The organism is Acinetobacter sp. WC-323, from assembly GCF_000314615.1.
GTDB lineage: Bacteria > Pseudomonadota > Gammaproteobacteria > Pseudomonadales > Moraxellaceae > Acinetobacter > Acinetobacter courvalinii.
The window spans coordinates 1-23,944 of the sequence record NZ_AMZS01000048.1; the positions used below are offsets into that span (position 1 = coordinate 1).

Consider the following 23,944-nt stretch of genomic DNA (forward strand, 5'->3'; position numbering starts at 1 on the left):
TTATAAAATAACACAATGTATTCTGTAATATCTGCTTTAGCTTCATCTCTGGTTTTATAGTTGCAATGATGCACTAATTCATTCTTGAGTATGCCCCAGAAACTTTCAATCGGTGCATTATCGTAACAGTCCCCACGTTTGCTCATTGAACCTTGAAAATCACATTTTTCCAGTATCTTTCGATATTCATGGCTGCAATATTGGCTGCCTCTGTCCGAATGAATAATTAAGCCTTTCGTTGGTTTTTGATTACGAATCGCCATAGTCAGTGCATTGCAAACAAGTTGTGCGGTCATACGCTCATTTAAGCTATAGCCAACCACTTGTTTCGTGTACAGGTCTTTTACTGCTGCCAAGTATAACCAACCTTCAGCAGTCCAAATGTATGTAATATCGCTTGACCATGCAAGATTGGGCTTAGTCATTGAAAACTGTTGCTCTAGTAAATTTGCGTAGATCGCTCGATTATGATCACTCTTCGTAGTTCTTTTGAAACGCTTATGACGCTTACAATACAGCTGGTTGAGCTTTTTTATTTGACGTACAGCATACGTACTGATTTTGATACCTTGCGCTTGTAAATGCTTAGTTAATCGAATATAGCCATAGCTTTGTTTAGTTTCCTCATGAGCTATTTTGACCAAAATTGTCTGTTGATTTCGCTGAACCAATCTTTTATTCATGCCTCGTTTTAGCCAATCATAAAATCGTGACACTGAAACGTGAAGTAATCTAGCCATAAAGCTAATCGGGAATAAATATCTTTGCTGTTTCATATAGGCGTACCTTACTGACTTTCTTTCGCAAAGTACGCTGCTGCCTTTTTTAGAAATTCACGTTCCATTTCAGCTGTTTTGAGCTGTTGTTTGAGCTTTTTATTTTCTTCGAGGAAGGCATTTAGATCAGGTGAATATTGTTTAGTGCCTGCTAAGGTGCCAGTCTTTGCTTTATTATTCCAATTTGAAAGAGTTTGCATTGAAATGCCAAGTTGTCTGGCTGTTTCCGATACATTGCCTTGATTGGCTTCAATCAATTTTATTGCTTCAACTTTAAATTCTGCGGTGTAAGTCTTCTGTTTCTTGCTCATGGTAAACTCCTGATGAGTGTCTATAGTTTACCAAGTTAAAACCTCCTGTTTTCTCAGCACACATCAGTTGTTGGAGATCAACAACCCAAGTTTTCCATCTCAAAGAATCATAAAATTGATTAATATCTCCATGGAATCCCCACGCTAAGAACTGTGAATAATCAACTTCTAAATTTTCCCACTCTAATGTATCTGGAGAAAAATAATAGATATCGCCAATATTTACCCCTAATCCACCATTATTTATTGCAAAAAAACCTCCTATGACATCATCTGCTATAAGGAGATATGATGGTGGTTCATCTAAGTGAAGAATCGTTTTTCCTTGATTCCATTCGATTAGTCCACGATTAAGTTTTTCATTACCAGACCCTAGAATTCGTAACCAACCATGATCAATTAATATACCACCTGTTTCATATATAATCGCTCCAATTCTTGAGTGTGTCGTTATTTGTGAGTTAAGTAACTCGTTGTTAGCACGGGTTGAGTCTTTAGTTAATATTTCATAATGGTTGCTAGCATTTTTTAGCTCTTCTTTTATTCGATTCCAACCTGTTTCTTCTATATCCAATAATTCATTTAGGGTTTTCATTATTATTTATTCCTTAAACAATCCGAGGGAATAACGAAGCTAGGCTTCGCTATTCTTATAACTATCCTTCACTTTCACATAGTGACGTGCTGAATAAGGTAGAAACTCCATTTCTTTTTCAGTCAGTGCACGCACTTGTTGGGCGGGACTGCCGACATAGAGATAACCGCTTTTTAATACTTTACGTGGCGGCACCAGACTACCGGCACCGATCATTACATCATCTTCAATGATGACGTCATCTAACACGACGGTATTAATCCCGATCAAGACGCGATTACCAATGGTGCAGCCATGTAAAGTTACATGATGCCCAACCGTTACATCTTCTCCAATGACCAGTGGAGAACCATTCGGTTTAGATTGATTCTTATGGCTGACATGCAACATACAATGATCCTGTACATTACTGTTTTTGCCAATCTGAATTGAATTTACATCACCACGAATCACGGCAAAAGGCCATACCGACACATTTTCAGCGAGTTTAACATCACCTACAACAACCGACATGTCATCGATATAACAACTTGAATCAACATCTGGTTTCTGGTCGAGATAGGGACGAATATTCTTTTGCATAGCAGCGTTCGCTTGAAAATTTAGGGGAATTATAAAATAAAAAAGCATTCATACCCAAGAGCATGAATGCTTAATTTAACGATTCTAAAATTTAGAACAAGTTGCTGAAGAACATTTTGATATGGTCAATCATACGTGCAAAGAAACCAGCTTCTTCAACTGGTTTCAATGCGACCAACGGTTTTTCTGCAATCACTTTACCATCCAGACTTGCAACCAGTTTACCTACCACTTGACCTTTGGCTAAAGGTGCATTGAGTTTAGGCTGAACCACAAGCTGAGTTTTGATTTTGTCTGCCTGGCCTTTAGGCATGGTCACATTGAAGTTTTCTGCTAAGCCAATTTGAACATCATCTTGTTTACCGAACCAAACTTTTGCCTTGGCAAGAACCTGGTTGGCTGGTTGAACATTGGCAGTTTCAAAGTTTGAAAAGCCCCAGGCTAAAAGTGTACGTGTCTGATCGGCACGTTCATTCATGCTTGGTGTTCCGAAAATCACTGAAATTAAACGCATTGGACCGCGCTTACTTGACGTGGTTAAGCAGAAACCTGCTTCATTGGTATGACCTGTTTTTAAACCATCTACACTTGGATCGGTATAAAGCAGGGCATTACGGTTGCCTTGTTTGATGCCATTAAAAGCAAATTCTTTTTCTGAATAAATCGGATAGTATTTAGAACTGTCTTTAATGATGTGTTGGGCAAGGATGGCCATATCTTTGGCAGTTGAATAATGACCTTCAGCTGGCATACCGGTTGAGTTGATAAAGTGAGTGTTCACCATACCAACACGTTTTGCTTCCTGATTCATCATATGGGCAAAGGTCCCTTCATTGCCCGCGATATGTTCAGCCATGGCTTTAGAAGCATCGTTACCTGACTGGATAATAATACCACGCAACATTTCTAAAACTGTTGCAGTACCATTCAGTGGAACATACATACATGATTCAGAGCTGCTACCACGACACCACGCAGATTCATTCATGCGTACCTGTTCGTTTTCAGTCAATTCACCCTTTAAAAGTTTCTGCTCAATGATGTAGCTTGTCATCATTTTTGTCATTGAAGCAGGTGCCAGTTTTTCATTTTCGTTTTTGGCAGCGAGAATCTGTCCGGTCTCGTAATCCATTAATACATAGGATTTATTATTTAATTCTGGTGGAGCGGATAGGACAGTTGCTGCATATGAAAAGCTTGGCAAAAGTAATAATGCAGCAAGAGCGCTTTTGTGAGTCATTCTAGGTGGTTCCAATATCTTGTATGAAGCAGACGAGCCTAGCATTTTAGGATAAAGCAAAGCCGACTTCTACGGGGGAAATCGGCTTTTTCATACAGTATTGTAACCTGAACCTTAATTGTTCATCTTATTTGGAATAATAATTACGAACGTCATCGCAAATTTGACGGTTATCACTGTCAGAAGCTGCTTTTGCATCATTACGTGCTTCTTTTAAAGCTTCTTTAAAATCTTTACCTTTTACGCGTTTATTCAAGCTTTCAACCGCGTTGGCATCGTTATTCAAATAGGCTTTGACCAGATTGTCATAAGCTTTATTAAATTTTAGATCTTTGCCAATCAGGCTTGGACAAATTTCAGAAAGCACATAGATCGCGGCAAGCTCTTGCTTGGTAACGCTATCTGAAGTTGGAGTCACTTCAATCTTTTCTGCTTCTGTAGATTTTTTATCTGCCGCAAATGCTGTAGGAGCTAGAGCGCTAGAAGCGATGAGAAATGATAAACCTAGTGTTTTAAAAACATTTTTCTTCATAATAAATCAAACTCAGAACAAGACTTAAAGAATTTGAATAACTTATAGCATAGAAGCCGGTAAAAAAATGTATGTTTGCTGTAGGAAACGTGGAGAAACTGTGGGTTTAAATTTTCAGAATTTAAAATTCTTCAATACTTTTAAGTGGTTTTTGAATTTCAAAGGTCTGGTGGTTGGACTTTTTGTCAGGCCGAAAGGCGGGTGTGTTGAGTTGAATAGAAATGGTGTGGTTTTATCCATCTTAATTTAAAACCACACCGATATTTTAAAGCGTGATTAGCCTTCGAAATTCAAAACTTCTTCACATACCGCTTTTTGCTCTACCTTGTCGACTTCTGCCGCTGCTTCATGGGCATCTTTTAACAGGCTTTTAAATTCAGCATCTTTTTGCAGACTTTCAAGTGAAGCTGATTTGTCAGAATAATTGCTTAAATAGGTGCCGACCATTTTTTTGATGTTCTGATCAAATTTGGCATTTTTCCCAATCAGAGTTGGGCACATCTCAATCAGTACTTGCGCATTGGCAATGTCATCTTTAATGAGGGCATCTGCTTCTTTCACTGAAACCGTTTCATCTGCAAAGACAACAGGCGCTGTAAAAAGCGTGAAACTCACCCCAAAAACCTTAATAAAATTAGATAAATGTCTCATGGCTACGTAAATTTTTAATACTAAGAAGCCGTAAATATATATAATTCAAGGAATAATTCAATTGAAAAAACTGCTTAGTAACATTGAAGAGAATTGATTTTAGTGAATATTTTGATTGCAAACGATGATGGTGTGTTCGCACCCGGTCTACAAGCTTTGGCTCAAGCATTAAAACCTTTAGGTCGTGTGGTTGTGGTTGCGCCTGAAAGTGAACGTAGTGGTTATTCAAGTGCATTAACGCTGGACCGTCCTTTACGTCCTGTACAGATTGCTGAAGATGTCTGGGCAGTCAATGGTACGCCAGCAGATTGTGTCTATTTGTCCATGAATGGCTTATTTGATTTTGAATTTGATCTGGTGGTCAGCGGAATCAATAGCGGCGCGAATCTGGGCGATGATGTTTTATATTCTGGTACGGTTGGTGCGGCTTTTGAAGGGCGTTTAATGAAGCACCCTGCGATTGCCGTTTCACTGGCGGGCGCCAATGTACGAGCCTATGAGCATCCTGAACATTATGCCAAAGCAGCGCAATGGGTCCATGACTTCATTGCCAAAGGCTTGCCGGTTTTACCGCCGCGACATATCTTTAATATTAATATTCCGGATGTTGAGCAAATTCAAGGGGCTCAAGTGACCTACCAAGGCCGTCGGGCACAATCCAAACCAATCAGCAGTCATGTTGACCCTCGTGGACGTCAAGTGTACTGGATTGGATTAGCGGGTGAAGCCGTTACTGATCCGCAACCTGTCTCGGATTATGTCCAGTCAGATTTTTTTGCAGTCTCAAATGGTTATGTCAGTATTACCCCGATCCAGATGGATGCGACCAACTATACCGTATTGGAAAATTTACATGCGCATGTAAATGGTTAAGGGTATGAATGTTATAACTTTGTGAATAAAGAAAGTGAGAACTCGTTTTTTCTCACTTTTTTGATACTCTTAGCGCAAATAAATTGAGGTTTTTTCGATGAGGGCGAAGATGCACTTAAACCATGTCTCGGTTTTTCTATCACAGAAAATGATTAAAACAATCGTTTTGTCTATGGCGGTTGCGACAGTGGCAGTTATGACAGGGTGTGCATCAAAACCGCAAGTCAATGGTGGAGCACGTCATACGCTGCCAGCACCAAACTATTACACGGTGCGTTCAGGCGATACCCTAAGCGGGATTTCAAATCGTTATGGTTTGAACTATCTGAATGTGGCTGCACTGAATGATATCGCACCGCCTTATCGTATTTATGTCAATCAGTCATTGCGTTTAAAAGGCTCGGCTGCTCAGCGTACAACATCGACGCAAGCCATGGCACAAACCGCACCAATCCAGCGCCAAAGTATTAATTTACCAAGCCAACAACCCGTCGCACCAAAACCACAACCGGTGGTACCACGTCCGGTAGTGCCGACCGTACCGGTTAATCCGTCATCTTCAACTGTGGCCTCAAGCCTGCGTTGGGTGAAACCATCAAATGGCGCCGTCATTCAAACCTTTAATCTGGCGAGTAATGTCAAAGGCACACGCTATGGTGGAAATGTGGGCGATCCGATTTTTGCAGCTGCAAACGGGCAGGTGGTTTATGCGGCGGATGGCTTGAAAGAATATGGCAACCTGGTGTTGGTTAAACATATTGATGGCTACATCACAGCCTATGCCCATAACAGCAAGATGCTGGTGAAAAGCGGTGATAATGTGACAGCAGGACAGAAAATTGCAGAAATGGGTTCTTCTGGCGCATCGCAAGTCATGCTGGAATTCCAGGTTCGTTTAGATGGCAAACCTGTGAACCCGAGCACAGTTTTACCAAATTAACTAAAGATTATTAATAAACTTTCAATAATTTATTAATAATTCCCCTAGTCTATAAATAGACTTCCTTGTATACTTAATTTGATTGCTTTCATTAGAACAATAAGCATATTAATAAATTAAGTTGAGAGGGAAGTCTATGCTAGATCAATTGCGTGCAATGGGGGTCTTTGCTTGTGTCGTCGAAAAAAGTTCTTTCAGTGGTGCAGCAAGAGAACTTGGAATTACCACCAGTGCGGTCAGTCAACAAATCCGTTCTTTAGAACAAGAAATGGATGTCACCTTACTTCATCGTTCTACCCGAAAACTCAGTCTCACTGAAGCTGGACAGGCATTTTTCCTCAGTTGTCAGGAAATGTTGGCCGCAGCTGAGCGAGGCAAAATCCGCATTAATGAATTACGTGATGATCTGGTAGGCGATTTGCGTATTGCTACCACACCTGAACTCGGTGCCTTGCACGTTATTCCTGCATTGTCGCACTGGATGTCGGCGCATAAAGGGCTAGCGATTCATTTTGAAGCAGACCATCGTTATATTGACCTGATCGAAGAACGTATTGATATTGCGATACGCATGAGCTTGAAGATGGAAGATCAGCAGTTATCTGCTGTGCCTTTAGCGCGGGTAGATCAGGTTCTGGTTGCATCGCCAAGTTATCTGAATCAGGCGCAACCAATCACCCGTCCTGAAGACTTGCGTAACCATGAATTACTGCCGATAACCCTCATGCAAAATTATCAACATTTTACCTTCCGTCACGGCATCAGTGGCGATGTGGTGAATGTGGATATGAAAACACGTTTAGGCACCAATAATGTTTTTGTAGCCAAGGCGTTATGTCAACAAGGGCATGGCATAGCACGTATCCTGTATATGGATATTCAGAAAGAACTGATCAATGGATCGTTGGTTGAGGTTCTGCCAGATTGGCAACTACCATCTTATACCTTGCATGCCTTAACCTCTAAACGCGAACAATATCCAATGAAGGTACATCGCTGTATTGATGCCTTGAAGCAATATTTTGCCCAGTTACCCGGTGGACGCTCGTTACAGGGTGTTGCCTAAGTCAAAAGGCCATGTTCCGAGGAACATGGCCTTTTTGTTTATTTGCTTTTCTTTTTGCGCATCGATTTCAGCGTTTTTGCCTCAGCTGTGTTTTCTTCACTTGCTTTGGCTTTTGCTTCTACCTCATCTTTCTTGGTTTTTTTACGCTTTTTCTTTTTCTTTGGCTCGTCCTCTTCCACTGCTTCGCCGTCTTCGATGGCTTGCCAGTATTCAAGTTGTTCCATGACTGCAGCATAAATCGAGTTTTTGCTATAGCGACCTTTTTTATCCAGTGTACCCACTGGGCGTGCCATTAGAATTTCCAAGGCCTGGTCGATGGTGTCAATCGCGTGCACATGGAAGAGTCCCGCTTTGACCGCTTCACTCACGTCCTGACGTAACATCAGATGTTGCATGTTTTGACGCGGGATAATCACCCCTTGTTTGCCAGTCAAGCCTTGCAATTTGCAGGCATCATAGAAGCCTTCAATTTTGGCATTGACACCACCAATCGGCTGCACCTGACCCAACTGGTTCATCGAACCGGTAATTGCCCATGATTGGTCAATCGGGATCTGGCAGATTGCAGAGATCAAGGCAGACAGTTCCGCAACCGTTGCACTATCACCATCGACCTGACCATAGCTTTGTTCAAAAGCCAGTGCGGCAGAGAAGTGCAGAATCTGTTCACGACCAAAGTGTGCTTTTAGGAAGCTCGACATCAACAACACACCTTTGGCATGCAGAGAGCCGCCCAGTTCGACACTGCGCTCAATATCCAGAATATCCCCGCCACCTTGATATACAGATGCCGTCAGGCGAGAAGGTAGGCCAAACTCGACGTCAGCATAATGAATCACGGAGAGGGCATTGATTTGACCTAGTCGGTGACCTGAGGTTTCAATCAATTGGGTGCCACGTGACAGATCCTGCCAGTACAGTTCACGTAAATAGCCTAAGCGATATTGACGATGATGCAGGGCCTGATTGACATGCTCGTCGGTCACGATCTTGTCGCCTGCCTTAAAGGCATGGTGATGCGCTTCACGAATTAAATCGCCTAAGGTAGATGCATGGAGCGATAATGAGCTTTGATCTTCAGCCTGACGACTTGAATCCGTCAGCAAGGCTGCAAGTGCAGAGCGATCAAAAGGCAATAGCTTGTCAGCTTGTACATAATCCGCGATCAGCTGCATATAGGCCTGCTCGTTACTGTCATTACGTTGTAATGTATCTGTAAAGTCAGCACGGATTTTAAAGACACTGCCAAGTTCAGGCTCAACCTCTAAAATTTCATAATAAATTTCAGGTTCTGCCAATAAAACTACTTTTATTTCAAGCGGAACGGAAGCCGGCTCTATGGAAATGCTACCTGTTAACGTCAACATGTGCTCTAGCGAAGACAGCTTGAGCTGACCCGATTTTAAGGCACGTTTCAATCCCTGCCATGCATAAGGTTGCTCTAGCAGTTGCTCTGCTTCCAGCATTAAAAATCCGCCATTGGCCTGATGTAATGAACCTGGACGAATCAAGGTAAAATCAGTGGTAATGGTACCGTTATGGGTCAGTTGCTCAACATGGCCCAACAGGTTGTAGTGCGTCGGAAAGTCTTCAAAAATGACGGGTGCACCGCTGTTCGGTTTGTTCGATACAATGACATTGGCTTGGTAGCGTGATGGAACACGGTTGAATAAGGCAGGAGTAAAGTCATCCTCTTCTTGTTCAAGAATTAGCTCAACATTATCAATAATGTCTTCCGCATAATGTTTTAAATATAGATCCAGACCTTTGACATCTTTATTTTTATTTAAAATCGATTCTACCCGCGGGGTAACCACCTGTGTTGCGATATCACGATTTAGACTTGAAACCTGATCACGGGCATCATCTTCCAGATCACCGAGATGTAATCCGAGGCGTTCGAGTTTCTTCTCCATATAGCGAATATTGGAGGTAATTTCTGCACGCTCTTTGCTATTCAGAGTATTCAGGTCAGTTTGCGTCAACTCATGATATTCATTGTCCTTGAGTTGCATGGGAACAAAGACGTGTTTGTCATTACGTGAAATCAGTTTTAAATCAAGTTCTTCACCTTCTTTGGTCAGTTCTACCAGTGCCTGCTGTTGCACATCACCGGTATCCTGACGAATGCGCTCAATGCGGTTGTGATAGCTTTCAGCACTAAAACGGCGTTCTAACTGTTTAAGAATAATCTGCCATGTTTGCTGTAAGGCATTCTGGAATTTAACCCCTTGTCCTGCCGGGAAGCGTAAAGCAATCGGTTGACGCGGATTTTTAAAATTATTGAGATAGACCCAGTCATCCGGAGTCGGCATGGTTTTGGCGTGTTGTTGCAGTAAACGCTTGATCATGGTGCGTTTACCCAGGCCTGCTGTCCCCACAGCAAAAATATTGTAGCCCGAATAAGGCAGCGCGATACCCGCCTCAACGGAAGCACGTGCGCGGTCTTGTCCTAAGAAGTTATTGAGCGGCTTGATTCGTTTGGTTGAACTTGGTATTTCCGCTAAATCTGGAATATGGGTAAGTTGGTCTGCACGTAGTGCTGTTTTAAGCAGTGTAGGTTGTATGTCCGTCTGTTCAAAAGCGCTTGGAAATGAATTGATCTTCGCTGTAATCGTGTTTGTTGGTGTTAAAGATAAAGTTGTTGCAGTCATTTGATCAAGTTTTTGGGTCACTGTTGCTATCCAACAAATAAACGTAAGTTGAGTAATTAAAGGTATACAGTTTTAGACCTAAAGATCAAGCGAACTTGTGTTTTTTATCGACAAAACAAAAGAATGATTGCATAAAGCAACTTGCAAGCAGGAGCAAGAAACGATTGAATAAGCACATTTATAGATTATTGGAAAATAATAACCAATGACAACGCAAGCCACCGGGTGGGCTTCGGCATTTAAAGCATTTTTAGATCGCCGTGCCCTGATTATGTTATTTCTTGGTTTCTCTGCGGGGATACCAATTTTACTGATTTTTTCTAGCTTGTCTTTATGGCTAGGTGAGGCGGGCATTGAGAAGAGTGCAGTCACCTTTTTCAGTTGGGCTGCATTGGGATATTCTTTTAAGTTTGTCTGGGCACCGCTGATTGATGAATTGCCCGTACCATTTTTAACCAAACGTTTAGGTCGACGTCGCGCCTGGTTGCTGATTGCTCAAAGTTTGATTATCTGTGCGATCTGTATCATGGCATTTTCTGATCCAGCACTTGGACAGAGCTATTTGATCCAGATGGCGGTGGGCGCTGTGTTACTGGGCTTCTCGGCGGCAACGCAAGATATTGTGATTGATGCTTATCGTATTGAGCTCGCTGAAACTGAAATGCAGACCGTGTTAGCATCCACCTACAATGCTGGTTATCGTATCGGGATGATTGTTGCGGGTGCAGGGGCTTTGTTCTTAGCTGCCTATCTAGGTACAGCGAAAGGGAATTATATTTATGAGGCTTGGAAATATACTTATTTAACTATGGCCGCAGTCATGGTGATCGGTATTATTACCACGCTTTGTGTGCGTGAGCCACAGGTCAATCGTATTCATAAGCACTACAAAACCACTGATTATTATCGCCTAGTCTTTGTGTTTTTTGTTGCAGTCGCTACATTCGTGGTGAGTTATATCTATTCGGGCAATGTAACAGAGGCAATTTCTAAATCAGCAGACATTAAAGATACAGCCGCATTATTTGGTCTGGAAGCACTACGCTTTTTAACAGCTACAGCAGCAGCGCTATTGATTGGTTTTGGACTGGTCAAAATCGGTGTTGTGAACCAGCAAATGGCGAAAGAAACCTGGGTTGCGCCTATTCTGGACTTCTTTAAACGTTATGGTGTCAAGCTTGCATTGGTGCTGTTATTGCTCATCGGTTTTTTCCGTATCTCGGACATCATTGCAGGGGTCATTTCCAATGTGTTCTATCAGGATCTGAACTTTAGTAAAGAACAGATTGCGGAAGCCGTGAAGATCTATGGCGTTTTATTTAGCCTGATTGGTGGTTTCCTTGGCGGTTTGCTGGCACAACGTATGAACATTATGAAACTGATGTTTGTGGGTGCGGTGCTTGCAAGTTCAACCAATTTGATTTTCATTGGTTTGGTGAAGTCTGGCAAACCACTGGATCAGGTACAAGTTCAGGTGGGTGAGCAACACTATCAGGTACACACTGATGAGGTGGGCTACTGGAAGTTGCAAGTACCGAATGAGGTCTTGGCGAAAGCGAATTCAGTTCAGGTGAGTACCCAGTATCAGAATCAAGCTGATTCAAACATTCAACTTGTAGTGCCTTATTTAATTACTTCACAACAGCCACAAATCCAGTTGTTGCCGATTAGCAACGATGATCAGTTAACGCCAAAAGAATTAAAACAAAGTCTGGTAGTTAAAGGGCAGTTGGCAGGGATTAAGGCTGAAGATTTAAATGTAGAACGTCCTGTTGTTTTAAAACTGGATGGTCAGGAATTTGTCGCGAAAGTTGATTCCAATGGTTTATTTACGGGTGCAGTGGATGGCAAGCTGTTGCAAGCATCTAGCAGCAAAACCATTACCGCTTTGGCCAATTTGAAAAATAACACTGGCCATGAATTACTGGCAACCCGACAATATCGTATTGATACCACTGCACCTACAAATGCGCTAGATATTGATATTCAGCCTGTGGCGGTGATTGATCCAGCCCAGGCTAGCACTGTTGAACTCTCTGGCAAGGTCATTAAGAGCTATAGTTCTTTATGGTTGTATTTGGCGATTATTATCGATAATTTAGCCTCTGGATTGGCCGGTGCGGCATTTATCGCCTTCTTATCCAGCTTAACCAGCGTATCATTTACAGCCGTTCAATATGCGATTTTCAGTTCTCTCATGACGCTCACGCCTAAATTGTTGGGTGGTTATTCGGGAACAATTGTCAGCAATATCGGCTATCCGAATTTCTTTTTAATGACGACTTTAATTGGTATCCCAATTTTAGTTCTTGTGGTTTGGGTTGCGAAACTGTTACGTGATCATGAAAACCAGACAACACAGCAGAAAGGTGAATAACTATGCGCATGTTACATACGATGCTACGAGTAGGTAATTTAGAACAGTCTTTAAAGTTCTACACTGAGGTGCTTGGTATGAAATTGCTACGCCAACGTGACTATGAAGAAGGACGTTTTACGTTAGCATTTGTGGGTTACGGTGATGAAAAAGACAATACCGTACTTGAGCTCACCCATAACTGGGATACTTCTAGCTATGACTTGGGCAATGCTTATGGTCACATTGCCATTGGTGTGGACGATGCTTATAAAGCCTGCGAAGAAATCAAGGCGCGTGGCGGTAAAGTTATACGTGAAGCGGGTCCGATGAAAGGTGGTGTGACGGTTATTGCCTTTGTTGAAGATCCAGATGGCTATAAAGTTGAATTGATTCAGCAAGATCAGGATGCCTATAACAACTGATTCTTGCCTGATCGGTCGAAGATTTTTGAGCTAAAACGCTAGCTTTATTGAAATAGCCCAGTATGATGAGTAATTTGATCGAATGGTTGAATTATTCGCCATATTGGGCTTTTTCATTATTAGTGTGGATAGGGATAGTTATGTTGAAATTATTGGCATTGGACCGCTTTACAATTTTATTGGTTGTGATGGTGATACTGGCAACGTTTTTTCCAGTTTCAGGTCAGGTTGCACATTATTTTAATATTCTGACGACTGTTGCAATTGCCGTACTTTTTTTCCTGCATGGGGCAAAACTTTCGCGTGAAGCTGTGGTTGAAGGCATGCTGCACTGGAAAATGCATGCTTTAGTGTTTGCTTTTACTTTCTTGGTCTTTCCAGCGATCGGCTTATTAGCAAAGCCGGTGTTAGAGCCCTTACTCGGTCAGCAACTGTATTGGGGTTTCCTGTTCATGTGTTTCTTGCCATCCACCGTACAATCCTCCATTGCATTTACCTCGATGGCCAAAGGCAATGTGGCTGGGGCGGTGTGCAGCGCGTCTTTCTCTAATATTGTCGGCATGATGATTACCCCGATTTTAGTCAGCTATTTTATTTTAGGCCAAAGTCAGCATGACTTTGATCCAACCGAATCGATTCTGCAGATTACGTTGTTATTACTGGTCCCGTTTGTGTTGGGTCAGTTGCTACGTCCTTATGTTTTTCCTTATATGGTTAAAATGCCAAGTCTGGTCAAGGCTTTCGATCAGGGATCGATTCTGATGGTGGTGTATGGCGCGTTTAGTAGTGCGGTAATTGCCGGTTTATGGCAACAGGTGAATGGCCTGACACTGTTTTATTTAATCCTGGCATGTTCGGTGCTGTTAACCATCGTGATGTTACTGGCGTTATACGTGCCAAAATGGCTGGGCTTTAGTCGAGCAGATCAGGTGACGATTTTCTTTTGTGGCTCCAAGAAAACGCTGGCGAGTGGCGTACCGATGGCCCAGATCCTGTTTATCGGACAGCCTTTGGGGATGATTGTGCTGCCGATTATGATTTTTCATCAAATCCAGCTCATGGTCTGTGGCATTATTGCGAATCACTGGTCAAAATCGAATCAAGAATAGTTCGCAAAATTTAATTTATTGGCGTATAATGCTCGCCACTTGTTGGCTTTGCTCTGACCTTTAGAGTCTCGGTGAGTCAAAAGAAATGGTCTGTTGTGGTGTTGATCTGCACGTGTGCGAACACGTTGCTTTCCTCATGTTGAGAGTGATCAATTGCGATAACAGCTTAAGCCTTTCTTACTTAATAGGAGCATCGACCATGCGCGCCGATATTCACCCTAAATACGAAAAATTAGTTGCTACTTGTTCATGTGGTAACGTTATCGAAACTAAATCTGCGCTTGGTAAAGAAACAATTTACCTTGACGTATGTTCAGCTTGCCACCCATTCTACACTGGTAAACAAAAGAATGTGGATACAGGCGGCCGTATCGACAAATTCAAACAACGTTTCTCTGGTATGTCACGTTCTATCAAACGTTAATATCAAGAAAGAAAAAAACGGGCAATATGCCCGTTTTTTTATGCCCTTTAATTCACCCTCCTTTTCAAAAGGAGGGTTGGGGAGGATTTTTTATTGATCCTGTACGTCAGTAAGACGGTCCAGTTTTTTCTGGAAATAATTACCTTGCAAGAAGCGTGCTTCGACATTCCATGCATTGGCAAACAAGTTCATGTCGTTGAGTTCGGTTAAGAAAATTTCGACAGGCTTTTGCCCGATAAAGTGCAAGATTTTCTCTTGTAGAGCGGCCATTTCTTTTTCAGCACTCAGCATTTGAGTAAGTTTGCTGTGCAAGCTCAGATATTGAACATCGATTTGCTGCAACATCGAATCGCTATAGAGCGAATCACCAAAACCACGGATGGAAATCTCGGCACCGTGCTGACGCAATAGCGCGATCTGTGGCTGTGCCTGTGACAGGTTTTGTTGTAGTGCTTGTTCAGAGAACTGCAAAATTAAAGGATGAGCCTGTTTACTGCCAATAATGGTTAATAGTTTCGCCACCAGTTCTGGTAGCTTTTTATCATTTAGCAAGACCTGATGATTGAGGTTTACAATCAATTTCGCCTTTGGATATTGGGTAATAAAGTTGTGTAACTGCTTGCAGGCTTCAACAAGAATCCAGCGATCCAGTTGAATAGATAGCTCAGGATCATCTTTCAGGTCGCCAAGATCACTTAAATCCTGCCACTGATTATTATAGATAAACCCGCCAGATACTTCATAAGTATGCGTGTGTTGATCCTGTTTGTCATAGAGCTGCTGATATTTCAGATGGATATCGCCTGCATCCAGTTTCTTTTTCAGCTCTTGTAACAGGGTTAACTGCACAGCAACAGGAATATGTTCTGTGGTCAGGCCAATATCTGCATCAATTTTTGGACTATTGAACACCGGTAGAGGAACCAGGAAAGCCTTGGTTAACACCTGTTCAAAACGAACTTCATCTGCAATAGGCTGGCTAATTTCGCAATAGCCTAATTTTAAATGCAGCGGGAAGGTGTAGTGATCGGTCACTACCAATTGCGGTTTTTGTAAGCCATTCAAACCCATCAGCAGGGAATTGAGCACACTCTTTGATTCGGCCTGAAATAACGAGACATATAAACCATGTTCCACCTGACAGACCGGGACATTCACCTGTTCTTTAATGAAGTGAGGAATATTGGCAAAATATGCACGAGTGCCACGCCAATCGGTTTGGAAAACCTCACTCGGACAATTGCTTAAGCTGAATAAAACCAGCGCATTGGCATTGGCCGGGTGATTGCTAAGCTGGCGGTTAATATGTTGTAAAGCGCTGCTTAGACTGGATGCTTTCTCGGCAGGCGCGGCCGTTGAAGGTGTGGCTGCCGCTTGAGATGAAGTGCCACATTCAATATTAAGCTGGATTTCATCTTCATTGCCTGAAGGTAAGAATTCCAGTTGAAGGGGATTCTGCTTCACTGTCGCGTTTTGTGTACGAAGTTCAAAGCGGCCTTGTTCAAACTGTCCTTGAGAAATCTTTTTAAAGCGCAGTTTAAACTGGCTTAAATCCTCTGGCTGCAACACATCCAGAATCGGCAAGCCAATTAATTCTTCTGGATTGGCAAAACCAAATAGATTGGCGTATTCGGCATTCACATGCATGTGAATACCTTCCTGCAAAATGGCAACCGCTTTATGGCTTTCTGCAACCAGTGATTGAGCTTGCGTTTGTGCGGCTTCCAGTTCATTCAGTAAACGATGTTCTGCTTGCACCAAACGACTATAAGAAAGCGCACGAATGATACTGATATAGAATTTTTCTGGTGATTTCAGATTCAGGATGTCATAAATGCCTTTATGGATGTAGCTCTGATATTGATCGGCTTTATAATCCTCAGGTTCAAGCAGGAGAACAGGCAAATTGGGTTGTGCTGAGGCTTGAATCAGGGAGAGGGTCTGTTCGATTTTTAAATCGTAGGCCCGACCAAAAATCACAATATCCCAAGGTAAATTCAGCTGTTTCTCGAAGGTTTTCAGATCATCGAGTAAAGTGGCTTTAATTTGATGGTCTTGAGCCGTAAATAAAGCTGAAATCTGATTATAACGAAGCTGGTTGTCATCAATAATCAATAAACGTGTTTCAGTGCGTTTTAATTTTTTAGAGAGTAAAGAATTTCTCACTTTAAAGCTTCCCATAAATCTTGATCAATGGTGTCCATATTCTTTTGTGCCATATATCGCTGAAGGATCGGTTGTTCCTCATCATTCAGCAGTTCAAAATCAAATTGAACAAAACTCTGGGTTATTAATTGTGCGTTTAATAAATACACTTTTACTTCCTCTTTCCCCAATCTTAAATAAACAGCCTGGTGTTCTCGAAAAATTTGTGAACCTGGTAAAATTAAAGTTGTTTTGGTTTCATCCAAATTCTGGTTTTTTAATAAAAGTGTCGGATGATAATTGCTGATATGGCGATCTGCCTGAACCCGTACCGCACAAGGGAAGATTTCCTGTGCCAGTACTTCCAAACCGAGTTCCAGACTTTTCTCGGTCGATTGTTTGAGCCAACGAATCACACCGCCACGCCAATGCCCATGCGATGTTTCTTTAACTAAGATGTATTCACCTGTTCTTAAGTTCTTTGGTGCCTCCCCAGACCATTTAATACGATAACCGTTCACACTAATATCTAGGATATCGGCTTGGTAAACGGCTTTACTTTCACGGCTTAAGCGTTGAATTGCCGATTCCTGATTATCGGTTGAACTTTTTTTGTCCCAGGCCGACATAAACTTTGATTCATTTTGTAGACCGTAACTGTGGTCTAATAAGAGTGTTTCTGAAAAATTCTTAGCTTTGGACAGATAAAAGTGGGCCGTAAGTAAGCCAAAGCAGATATGTAATTGCGCTGAATATTCATAACGCTCATGTCGGCGCTCTGCCGTGGTACCAAGAATGGTTTGCACATGGAATTTTAAGGCCGGGGTTAAATAGATTTTCTCATTCTTGGACACATATTCTGCATTTTTGTGTAAGGTCGCGGTGACATGATCCAGAAGACTATGGGTGCTGATAAAAATATTGGGATTAAAGCCAGAGCTTTGTTTTTTATTATAAATGGGTGGATGATCTTTAGTCGTATCGACCACATATTTGGTCAGGTCTGTTTCTTTGGTCAGGATCTGAACCATTTTTGCCCAGTCGAAACTACACTGGAATAAAGCTTGAATCTCGGATTGACGGATTTGATTGGTATTAAAAATATCCATTAAAATCAATTGTGCATAAGCTTGCGAGATATTACTTAAGGCATTGGGTTTACCTTGTATCTGATCCAGGTTGGTATGCTGATATTTATGGGTCACGGCGGCATCATAAAGCTGATGGGCAATGAGCCATTGTCCTGCTACAGGTTCGCTATACAACATATGTTGTTGGTAGAGCAGTTGGGTCAGTTGTTGCAAGGACTGAAAGGTGGCCAGCGTTCGTGCTGTTTGCAGATTTTTCTTTTGGTTTAGGGCAAAGATAGAGAACTTCTGCTGATCGAGCTGATCGTTACTGCGACGTACAATATTGATATAGATTGCTGCGAAGTAACAACGCAGTAGCATAGCCAGTTCAATGATGTGTTCATTACGGTCCGAGCTAATCACGCCCTGATTGAAAAAATTCTTTTCCAGACTTCCTAACACATTTTCAATGGTTGGGTGCAGCACCTGAACCAGATCAAAACGCAAGGTTTCAGGGCATTCAAGTTCACTCAGTTCAAGTAAGGCGGCGAATAATGCTTTAGAGGTATCGCCCAACTGCATGATGGACAAGTTGGAAATCCATTCATTTAGACTTTTCGAATTGGTATCGCAAAAGCTGAGTTTGTCTCGTCTCAAGACAGTTGGAATTTGAAAAATATCCGAAAAAGCATTATTCATCATTGTGTTATCAATCTCAGAACGTTTGGACCCCAAAAAGCGGTGTTTTATTTTTTTCGCCCGCAATTTCCCTGACAAGTTTTGGTACCAGATAGCCTGGCAAACTTGCTAATACATCAGTATATATTTGATCTATCTCCGAAGATCTTAAATCAAAATGCTGAGCCCCTTTGACTTTATCCAAAACATGAAGGTAATAGGGCATTACTCGTGCTTCAAATAAACGGCTACTCAATGCATTTAAAGTTTCTGCAGCATCATTCACACCTTTAAGTAAAACCGCCTGATTAAGCACAGTAATATGGTGGAGTGATAACTGTAATAACTTCGAGCAGGTGAAATCATCAAGCTCAGCTGCGTGATTTGAGTGTACCACTACTACAATGCGTAGCCTACTGTTTTTTAATATAGAAATCAGCTCATCATCAATACGGTTGGGGATTACAATTGGAACGCGTGAATGAATTCTCAATATCTTGAGCTGAGGGAGAGATGCTAGACGTTCTAGCCACAACGCAATTTTTCGGTTACTTAATGTCAGTGGATCGCCACCACTTAAAATCACTTCATTGATCTGTGGATTTTGTTCAATATAGGCTTTGATATTGATCCAGTCGTCATTTTTAGGCAGGTTTTCCTGATAAGGAAAATGGCGACGAAAACAATAGCGACAGTGGATGGCACAGGCACCCGTCAGCGTGAGTAAAAAACGTGATTGATATTTATGCAGAACCCCGGCCATTTGATTGGCGGCTTCCTCACCAAGCGGATCGGTCACGAACTCAGGATGTTCTTCCAGTTCCAGATGATGTGGCAAGACTTGTAGCAACAGAGGGTCTAGAGGATCGCCAATGTTCATTTTTCCGACGAATGCACGCGGGACGCGCAATTTAAACTGTTCAGAGGCCAGGATTGCCCCTGATAATAGCTGATCGGTAGATAACTCAAGCAGATTTAACAGCTCTAAAGGATCAGTAATTAGGTCACTGAGTTGCGATTGCCAGTTTTGCTCTTGATGTAAATAGTTTATCATGCCATACGTTAAAAATAGTGTTAGTGTTACACCAGTGCGTGTAGTCTAACATTAATAGATTTGAGTTTTAAGTTTGGAGTGCGCCTTTCATGGCCTATTATTCTACAAATGATTTTAAAGCAGGCCTTAAAGTTATGCTTGATGGTAACCCATGTTCAATCATGGAAAATGAATATGTAAAACCAGGTAAAGGTCAAGCATTTAACCGTGTGAAATTACGTAACCTTCGCTCTGGTAAAGTATTAGAAAAAACATTCAAATCAGGTGATTCTTTAGAAGCAGCTGATATTGTAGAAGTTGAAATGGACTACCTCTACAACGATGGTGAAATGTGGAACTTCATGGATCCTGTATCTTTCGAGCAAATCGCTGCTGATAAAACCGCAATGGGTGATGCTGCGAAATGGTTAAAAGACGATTCAAATGAAAAATGTACAATTATGCTGTTCAATGGCGTACCTTTGACGGTAAGCCCACCGAACTTCGTTGTACTCAAGATCGTTGAAACTGATCCAGGTGTACGTGGTGATACTTCTGGCGGTGGCGGTAAGCCTGCGAAACTTGAAACAGGTGCTGTGGTACGTGTTCCATTATTCGTACAGCAAGAAGAAAGCGTTCGTGTAGATACCCGTACTGGTGACTACCTAGAGCGTGCATAATTGTGCCTGTGTAGCTGAGCTACGCAAGATATACAATTATCGAAGGGGATGATGAACAATCATCCCTTTTTTTATGCCAAAGTATTAGATAAATAATTGTAGTCAGAAGGTAAACTTACAAAGATATTTCTTCTACAGAAAATATAGAAAGGGAAAGCTAAGAGGGTTTGCTGACATTTTTTACTGCCATTGCATTATCTTGTACAGCTGTAATCGCTGCTCATTATTTAGAATAGCTAAATTGCATAAGACATGCTTTGTGTCCTCTAAAAATGTCCTTTGTCGCACGCATCTATGAAATGTCAACAGACCCTAACCACGCGTTATGTAATTGAGAGGTTTTGAATGGAGACAACACAAGCAAAGTCAACACTTTCCTCAAAGCTCCTATGGAGTTTGGTTGCCATTGTCGGGGCAATTTCATTTGGGATATTGGCGGTTAGTCGTGGTGAGCATGTCAATGCGGTCTGGTTGGTTCTTGCTGCGGTCTGTGTATATAGCATTGCATATCGGTTCTACAGTTTATTTATTGCAAACAAAGTTTTTGAATTAAATCCGAGACGGTTAACCCCAGCGCATCGCCTTGCCGATGGTCTGGATTATGTTCCGACCAATAAATTTGTTTTATTTGGACATCACTTCGCAGCCATTGCAGGAGCCGGACCTTTGGTCGGGCCGATTCTTGCCGCACAAATGGGTTATTTACCCGGGACGATCTGGCTATTGGTCGGGGTTGTTCTTGCCGGTGCCGTCCAGGATTTTCTGGTGCTATTTATCTCTACACGACGCGATGGCCGTTCTTTGGGAGAAATGGCGAAACAGGAGCTTGGCACTTTTGCGGGTGTGATTGTGATGCTGGGTACGCTTGGCGTGATGATCATTATCCTGGCCGTACTGGCACTGGTGGTAGTCAAAGCGCTGGCGCATAGCCCGTGGGGGGTGTTCAGTATCGCTGCGACGATTCCGATTGCATTATTCATGGGTATCTACATGCGGTATATACGCCCAGGGAAAATTGCCGAAGTATCGATTATCGGTTTTGTGCTGATGATGGCGGCGATTGTCTACGGTGGTGATGTGGCGAAAGATCCCTATTGGGGACAGTTATTTACCCTCAGTGGCACCCAATTGACATGGGCTCTAATTATTTATGGCTTTATCGCTTCGGTATTACCGGTCTGGTTATTATTAGCCCCACGTGATTATCTATCAACTTTCTTGAAAATTGGTGTAATTGCAGGTTTGGCGGTCGGGATTATCTTTGCGATGCCGGACCTGAAAATGCCAGCAGTCACACACTTTGTCGATGGTACAGGCCCTGTATTTGCGGGTAGTTTATTTCCTTTCCTGTTTATCACCATTGCCTGCGGTGCGATTTCAGGTTTCCATGCTCTGGTTGCTTCAGGGACAACGCCTAAACTGGTCGATAATGAAGTCAATATTCGTATGATCGGTTATGGCGGTATGTTGATGGAATCATTCGTCGGCATCATGGCCATGATCTGTGCGACAGTACTTGATCCGGGTATTTATTTTGCCATTAATGCGCCAGCAGCAGTTTTAGGCACTTCAGTAGAGACTGCAGCGGAAGCGGTGCGTAATCTGGGCTTTGTGGTTAGTCCAGAAATGTTGAGTTTATTGGCGCAGGAGGTCGGTGAGAGTTCAATCTTGTCTCGTACCGGTGGCGCACCGACATTTGCAATTGGTATGGCGCATATCATTTCAGAGATTTTCAATAACCGCTCAATGATGGCGTTCTGGTATCACTTTGCGATTCTGTTTGAAGCCTTATTCATTCTGACCGCAGTAGATGCAGGAACGCGTGCATGTCGTTTCATGGTGCAGGATACTGTGGGAATTGTGGTTCCGGCGATTAAGCAATCAAGTTCATTCTTTGGCAATATGGTCGGAACCTTTGTCGCGGTCGCAGGTTGGGGATTCTTCGTTTACCAAGGGGTGGTTGATCCACTCGGCGGGATTAACTCGTTGTGGCCACTGTTTGGTATTGGTAACCAGATTCTTGCCTCGATGGCACTGATTTTAGGTACCGTCATTTTATTCAAAATGAAGAAAGAGAAATATGTCTGGGTGACGATTGTCCCAACGATTTTCTTGTTCATTACTTCGATGACTGCGGGCTGGCAAAAGATTTTCCACGAAAATCCGAAGATAGGTTTCCTTGCACAAGCCAATCGTTTCTCGGATGCGATTGCGCGTGGTGAAGTGCTTGCACCCGCCAAAACCGTTGCTGAAATGCAGACCATTGTGATGTCAAACCAGATCAATGCGGCACTTTGTGGCTTCTTTATGATTGTTGCGATTGTAATGGTGATTGCGTCAATTGGCATTGTACGCCGTGCTTTAGCAAGTCCAACACCAACCGTGAATGAGGCACCAGCCGTTTATTCAGACACACCGATGACTGCGAATAGCATCAAAGGAGAGTAACGATGGATTTTAAAATTGCCCGGCAAGGCAGTGCAGTGATCGTGAAGATTATTAAATTCACCATCATGTCGCAAAAGCACTTGCTGTTATCACCAAAGAATTGGTCGCGTATCGCTGTTTTATGGCAACGTTTGCAGCAGAGTTTCCGGTTGATGGTCGGTGTGCCTGATTATGAAACTTATCTAGCGCATATGAAAGCACATCATCCAGATTTAACCCCGATGGATGCCAAGACGTTTTATCGTCATTGTATCGATGCACGTTATCCTTCGGCGGGGGGTAATATGAAAAAGTGTCCTTGCTAGAAATTATTTGATTTCTTTGAAAAAAAACCAAAACAGTGTATGTTGAACATACACTGTTTTATTTTGGGGGATAGAATAATGTGGGGCATGGAAAAGTCATCAGCTCAAGAGAAAACCAAGCAGAATCAGGCATTAGAACAGGATATTCAAAGCTTTACACAAAAGATTGAGCAATTCTTATTTGAAGTAAACCAACTGATTTTAGATAAACCGCAACAAACCAGATTGGCGCTGACCTGCTTGCTGGCGGGTGGTCATGTATTGTTTGAAGATTTACCTGGGCTAGGGAAAACCACATTGGCCAGTGCTTTGGCGCGTCTGGCAGGACTACATTTTCAGCGCATTCAATTCACCAACGATATGCTGGCCAGTGATGTGATTGGCATCAATATCTTTAACCAGAAAGAACATCTGTTTGAATTCAGGCAGGGGCCAGTTTTTACCCAGATCTTGTTGGCCGATGAAATTAACCGCTGTAGTCCCAAAACTCAAAGTGCACTACTGGAAGCAATGGAAGAAGGGGCAGTCACCGTCGATGGCGTGCATTATGAATTGCCGCAACCGTTCTGGGTCCTCGCCACACAAAATCCGTTATTTCAAAGTGGCACCTATGCATTACCTGAATCACAACTCGACCGTTTCTTGATGCGGTTATCACTGGGCTATCCTTCCCGACAAGCGGAAAAATTGTTATTACAACAGCGTTCACGACAGGTATTGATCCATCAACTGGATACCGTGTTTAATCAAGCTGATATTTTACATTTACGGGAGCTGGCAAAGCAGGTTTTCCTTAGCGAGGCGGTGCTGAATTATATTCTGGATCTGGCCGCTGAAACTCGAAAGTTACGTCATGGGCTGTCCACACGTGGGGTATTGGCATTGAAGGCTGCGGCACAAGCCTATGCCTTGGTGGAGGGGCGTGGTTTTGTAATGACAGACGATGTACAAGCTGTTTTTGTTGCGGTGGTCGCACATCGCTTAAGTCTGAGTGAGCTTGAAGTTGGACAGATTTTGCAATCAGTTGATGTCTTATAGTTGAGATTGACCT

At 42.5% G+C, this 23,944-nt stretch carries 21 protein-coding genes; 11 read left to right on the top strand and 10 right to left on the bottom strand.

Going from position 1 to position 23,944, the window contains the following annotated elements; genetic code table 11:
* The 6 genes from ACINWC323_RS06900 to ACINWC323_RS06870 form a co-directional block, all read right to left on the bottom strand.
* A protein-coding gene (locus tag ACINWC323_RS06900; RefSeq protein WP_155758137.1) for an IS3-like element ISAba21 family transposase occupies positions 1 to 1,087 on the bottom strand; the annotation gives its coding sequence in 2 pieces (ribosomal slippage) (positions 1 to 829 and positions 829 to 1,087; 1,088 coding nt annotated over the 2 pieces). This gene is flagged as partial in the annotation.
* Positions 1,050 to 1,682, bottom strand: a complete 633-nt coding sequence (locus tag ACINWC323_RS06890; protein ID WP_009513352.1) for a DUF2625 family protein — start codon at positions 1,680 to 1,682, stop codon at positions 1,050 to 1,052. The genes ACINWC323_RS06900 and ACINWC323_RS06890, both read right to left, overlap by 38 nt.
* 39 nt (positions 1,683 to 1,721) lie before the next feature.
* The gene (locus ACINWC323_RS06885) at positions 1,722 to 2,264 is read right to left on the bottom strand and encodes a gamma carbonic anhydrase family protein (protein ID WP_009513384.1); all 543 of its coding nucleotides are present in this window, start codon (positions 2,262 to 2,264) and stop codon (positions 1,722 to 1,724) included.
* 91 nt (positions 2,265 to 2,355) lie between these two features.
* Positions 2,356 to 3,504 (bottom strand): D-alanyl-D-alanine carboxypeptidase PBP5/6, encoded by a 1,149-nt coding sequence (gene dacC / locus ACINWC323_RS06880; protein ID WP_005231398.1) that lies wholly within the window; start codon positions 3,502 to 3,504, stop codon positions 2,356 to 2,358.
* A gap of 127 nt (positions 3,505 to 3,631) precedes the next feature.
* A complete protein-coding gene (locus tag ACINWC323_RS06875) occupies positions 3,632 to 4,036 on the bottom strand; it encodes an MCR_0457 family protein (RefSeq protein ID WP_005231397.1) in 405 nt (134 codons plus the stop codon).
* Positions 4,037 to 4,312: 276 nt separating this feature from the next.
* Complete coding sequence (locus ACINWC323_RS06870; RefSeq protein WP_032881592.1) at positions 4,313 to 4,687, bottom strand: MCR_0457 family protein; 375 nt, start codon at positions 4,685 to 4,687, stop codon at positions 4,313 to 4,315.
* A gap of 102 nt (positions 4,688 to 4,789) precedes the next feature.
* Between ACINWC323_RS06870 and surE the strand changes: the two genes are divergently transcribed.
* The 3 genes from surE to ACINWC323_RS06855 all read left to right on the top strand — a co-directional run bounded on the left by surE (position 4,790) and on the right by ACINWC323_RS06855 (position 7,566).
* Positions 4,790 to 5,560 (top strand): 5'/3'-nucleotidase SurE, encoded by a 771-nt coding sequence (surE, locus tag ACINWC323_RS06865; RefSeq protein ID WP_005231390.1) that lies wholly within the window; start codon positions 4,790 to 4,792, stop codon positions 5,558 to 5,560.
* Between the two features lie 109 nt (positions 5,561 to 5,669).
* Positions 5,670 to 6,500: a peptidoglycan DD-metalloendopeptidase family protein gene (locus ACINWC323_RS06860; RefSeq protein ID WP_005231389.1), complete on the top strand. Its 831-nt coding sequence runs from the start codon at positions 5,670 to 5,672 to the stop codon at positions 6,498 to 6,500.
* Positions 6,501 to 6,636: 136 nt separating this feature from the next.
* Positions 6,637 to 7,566 carry a LysR family transcriptional regulator gene (locus ACINWC323_RS06855; protein ID WP_005287268.1) on the top strand — a complete coding sequence of 310 codons (930 nt, stop codon included), beginning with the start codon at positions 6,637 to 6,639 and terminating at the stop codon, positions 7,564 to 7,566.
* 38 nt (positions 7,567 to 7,604) lie between these two features.
* Here the strand turns inward: ACINWC323_RS06855 and ACINWC323_RS06850 are convergent, their stop codons facing one another.
* Positions 7,605 to 10,241: a Lon protease family protein gene (locus ACINWC323_RS06850; RefSeq protein WP_009513388.1), complete on the bottom strand. Its 2,637-nt coding sequence runs from the start codon at positions 10,239 to 10,241 to the stop codon at positions 7,605 to 7,607.
* Between the two features lie 184 nt (positions 10,242 to 10,425).
* Between ACINWC323_RS06850 and ACINWC323_RS06845 the strand changes: the two genes are divergently transcribed.
* The 4 genes from ACINWC323_RS06845 (at position 10,426) to rpmE (ending at position 14,534) form a co-directional block, all read left to right on the top strand.
* A complete protein-coding gene (locus ACINWC323_RS06845; RefSeq protein ID WP_009513394.1) occupies positions 10,426 to 12,597 on the top strand; it encodes an AmpG family muropeptide MFS transporter in 2,172 nt (723 codons plus the stop codon).
* A 2-nt stretch (positions 12,598 to 12,599) separates the two neighbouring features.
* Positions 12,600 to 13,001 (top strand): lactoylglutathione lyase, encoded by a 402-nt coding sequence (gene gloA, locus ACINWC323_RS06840; protein WP_032881593.1) that lies wholly within the window; start codon positions 12,600 to 12,602, stop codon positions 12,999 to 13,001.
* Positions 13,002 to 13,135: 134 nt separating this feature from the next.
* Complete coding sequence (locus ACINWC323_RS06835; protein ID WP_171062206.1) at positions 13,136 to 14,110, top strand: bile acid:sodium symporter family protein; 975 nt, start codon at positions 13,136 to 13,138, stop codon at positions 14,108 to 14,110.
* 199 nt (positions 14,111 to 14,309) lie between these two features.
* Positions 14,310 to 14,534 (top strand): 50S ribosomal protein L31, encoded by a 225-nt coding sequence (gene rpmE / locus ACINWC323_RS06830; protein WP_005231378.1) that lies wholly within the window; start codon positions 14,310 to 14,312, stop codon positions 14,532 to 14,534.
* Positions 14,535 to 14,624: 90 nt separating this feature from the next.
* Here rpmE and ACINWC323_RS06825 read toward each other — a convergent pair whose 3' ends face one another.
* The 3 genes from ACINWC323_RS06825 to epmB are packed head-to-tail and all read right to left on the bottom strand — an operon-like array spanning position 14,625 to position 19,481.
* The gene (locus ACINWC323_RS06825; protein WP_032881594.1) at positions 14,625 to 16,715 is read right to left on the bottom strand and encodes an EAL domain-containing protein; all 2,091 of its coding nucleotides are present in this window, start codon (positions 16,713 to 16,715) and stop codon (positions 14,625 to 14,627) included.
* Positions 16,697 to 18,451, bottom strand: coding sequence for a cyclic-di-GMP receptor FimW-related protein (locus ACINWC323_RS06820; protein WP_005231375.1), 1,755 nt, complete (start codon positions 18,449 to 18,451; stop codon positions 16,697 to 16,699). Before ACINWC323_RS06820 ends, ACINWC323_RS06825 begins: the two co-directional genes overlap by 19 nt.
* A gap of 13 nt (positions 18,452 to 18,464) precedes the next feature.
* Positions 18,465 to 19,481: an EF-P beta-lysylation protein EpmB gene (epmB, locus tag ACINWC323_RS06815; protein WP_005287251.1), complete on the bottom strand. Its 1,017-nt coding sequence runs from the start codon at positions 19,479 to 19,481 to the stop codon at positions 18,465 to 18,467.
* A gap of 89 nt (positions 19,482 to 19,570) precedes the next feature.
* Between epmB and efp the strand changes: the two genes are divergently transcribed.
* From efp to ACINWC323_RS06795, 4 genes are all read left to right on the top strand, one after another.
* The gene (efp, locus tag ACINWC323_RS06810) at positions 19,571 to 20,140 is read left to right on the top strand and encodes an elongation factor P (RefSeq protein WP_004652839.1); all 570 of its coding nucleotides are present in this window, start codon (positions 19,571 to 19,573) and stop codon (positions 20,138 to 20,140) included.
* A 345-nt stretch (positions 20,141 to 20,485) separates the two neighbouring features.
* Positions 20,486 to 22,588: a carbon starvation CstA family protein gene (locus ACINWC323_RS06805; protein WP_009513360.1), complete on the top strand. Its 2,103-nt coding sequence runs from the start codon at positions 20,486 to 20,488 to the stop codon at positions 22,586 to 22,588.
* 2 nt (positions 22,589 to 22,590) lie between these two features.
* Positions 22,591 to 22,893, top strand: coding sequence for a YbdD/YjiX family protein (locus tag ACINWC323_RS06800; protein WP_005231371.1), 303 nt, complete (start codon positions 22,591 to 22,593; stop codon positions 22,891 to 22,893).
* A gap of 78 nt (positions 22,894 to 22,971) precedes the next feature.
* Positions 22,972 to 23,931, top strand: coding sequence for an AAA family ATPase (locus tag ACINWC323_RS06795; protein WP_009513350.1), 960 nt, complete (start codon positions 22,972 to 22,974; stop codon positions 23,929 to 23,931).
* Positions 23,932 to 23,944: the final 13 nt, after the last annotated feature.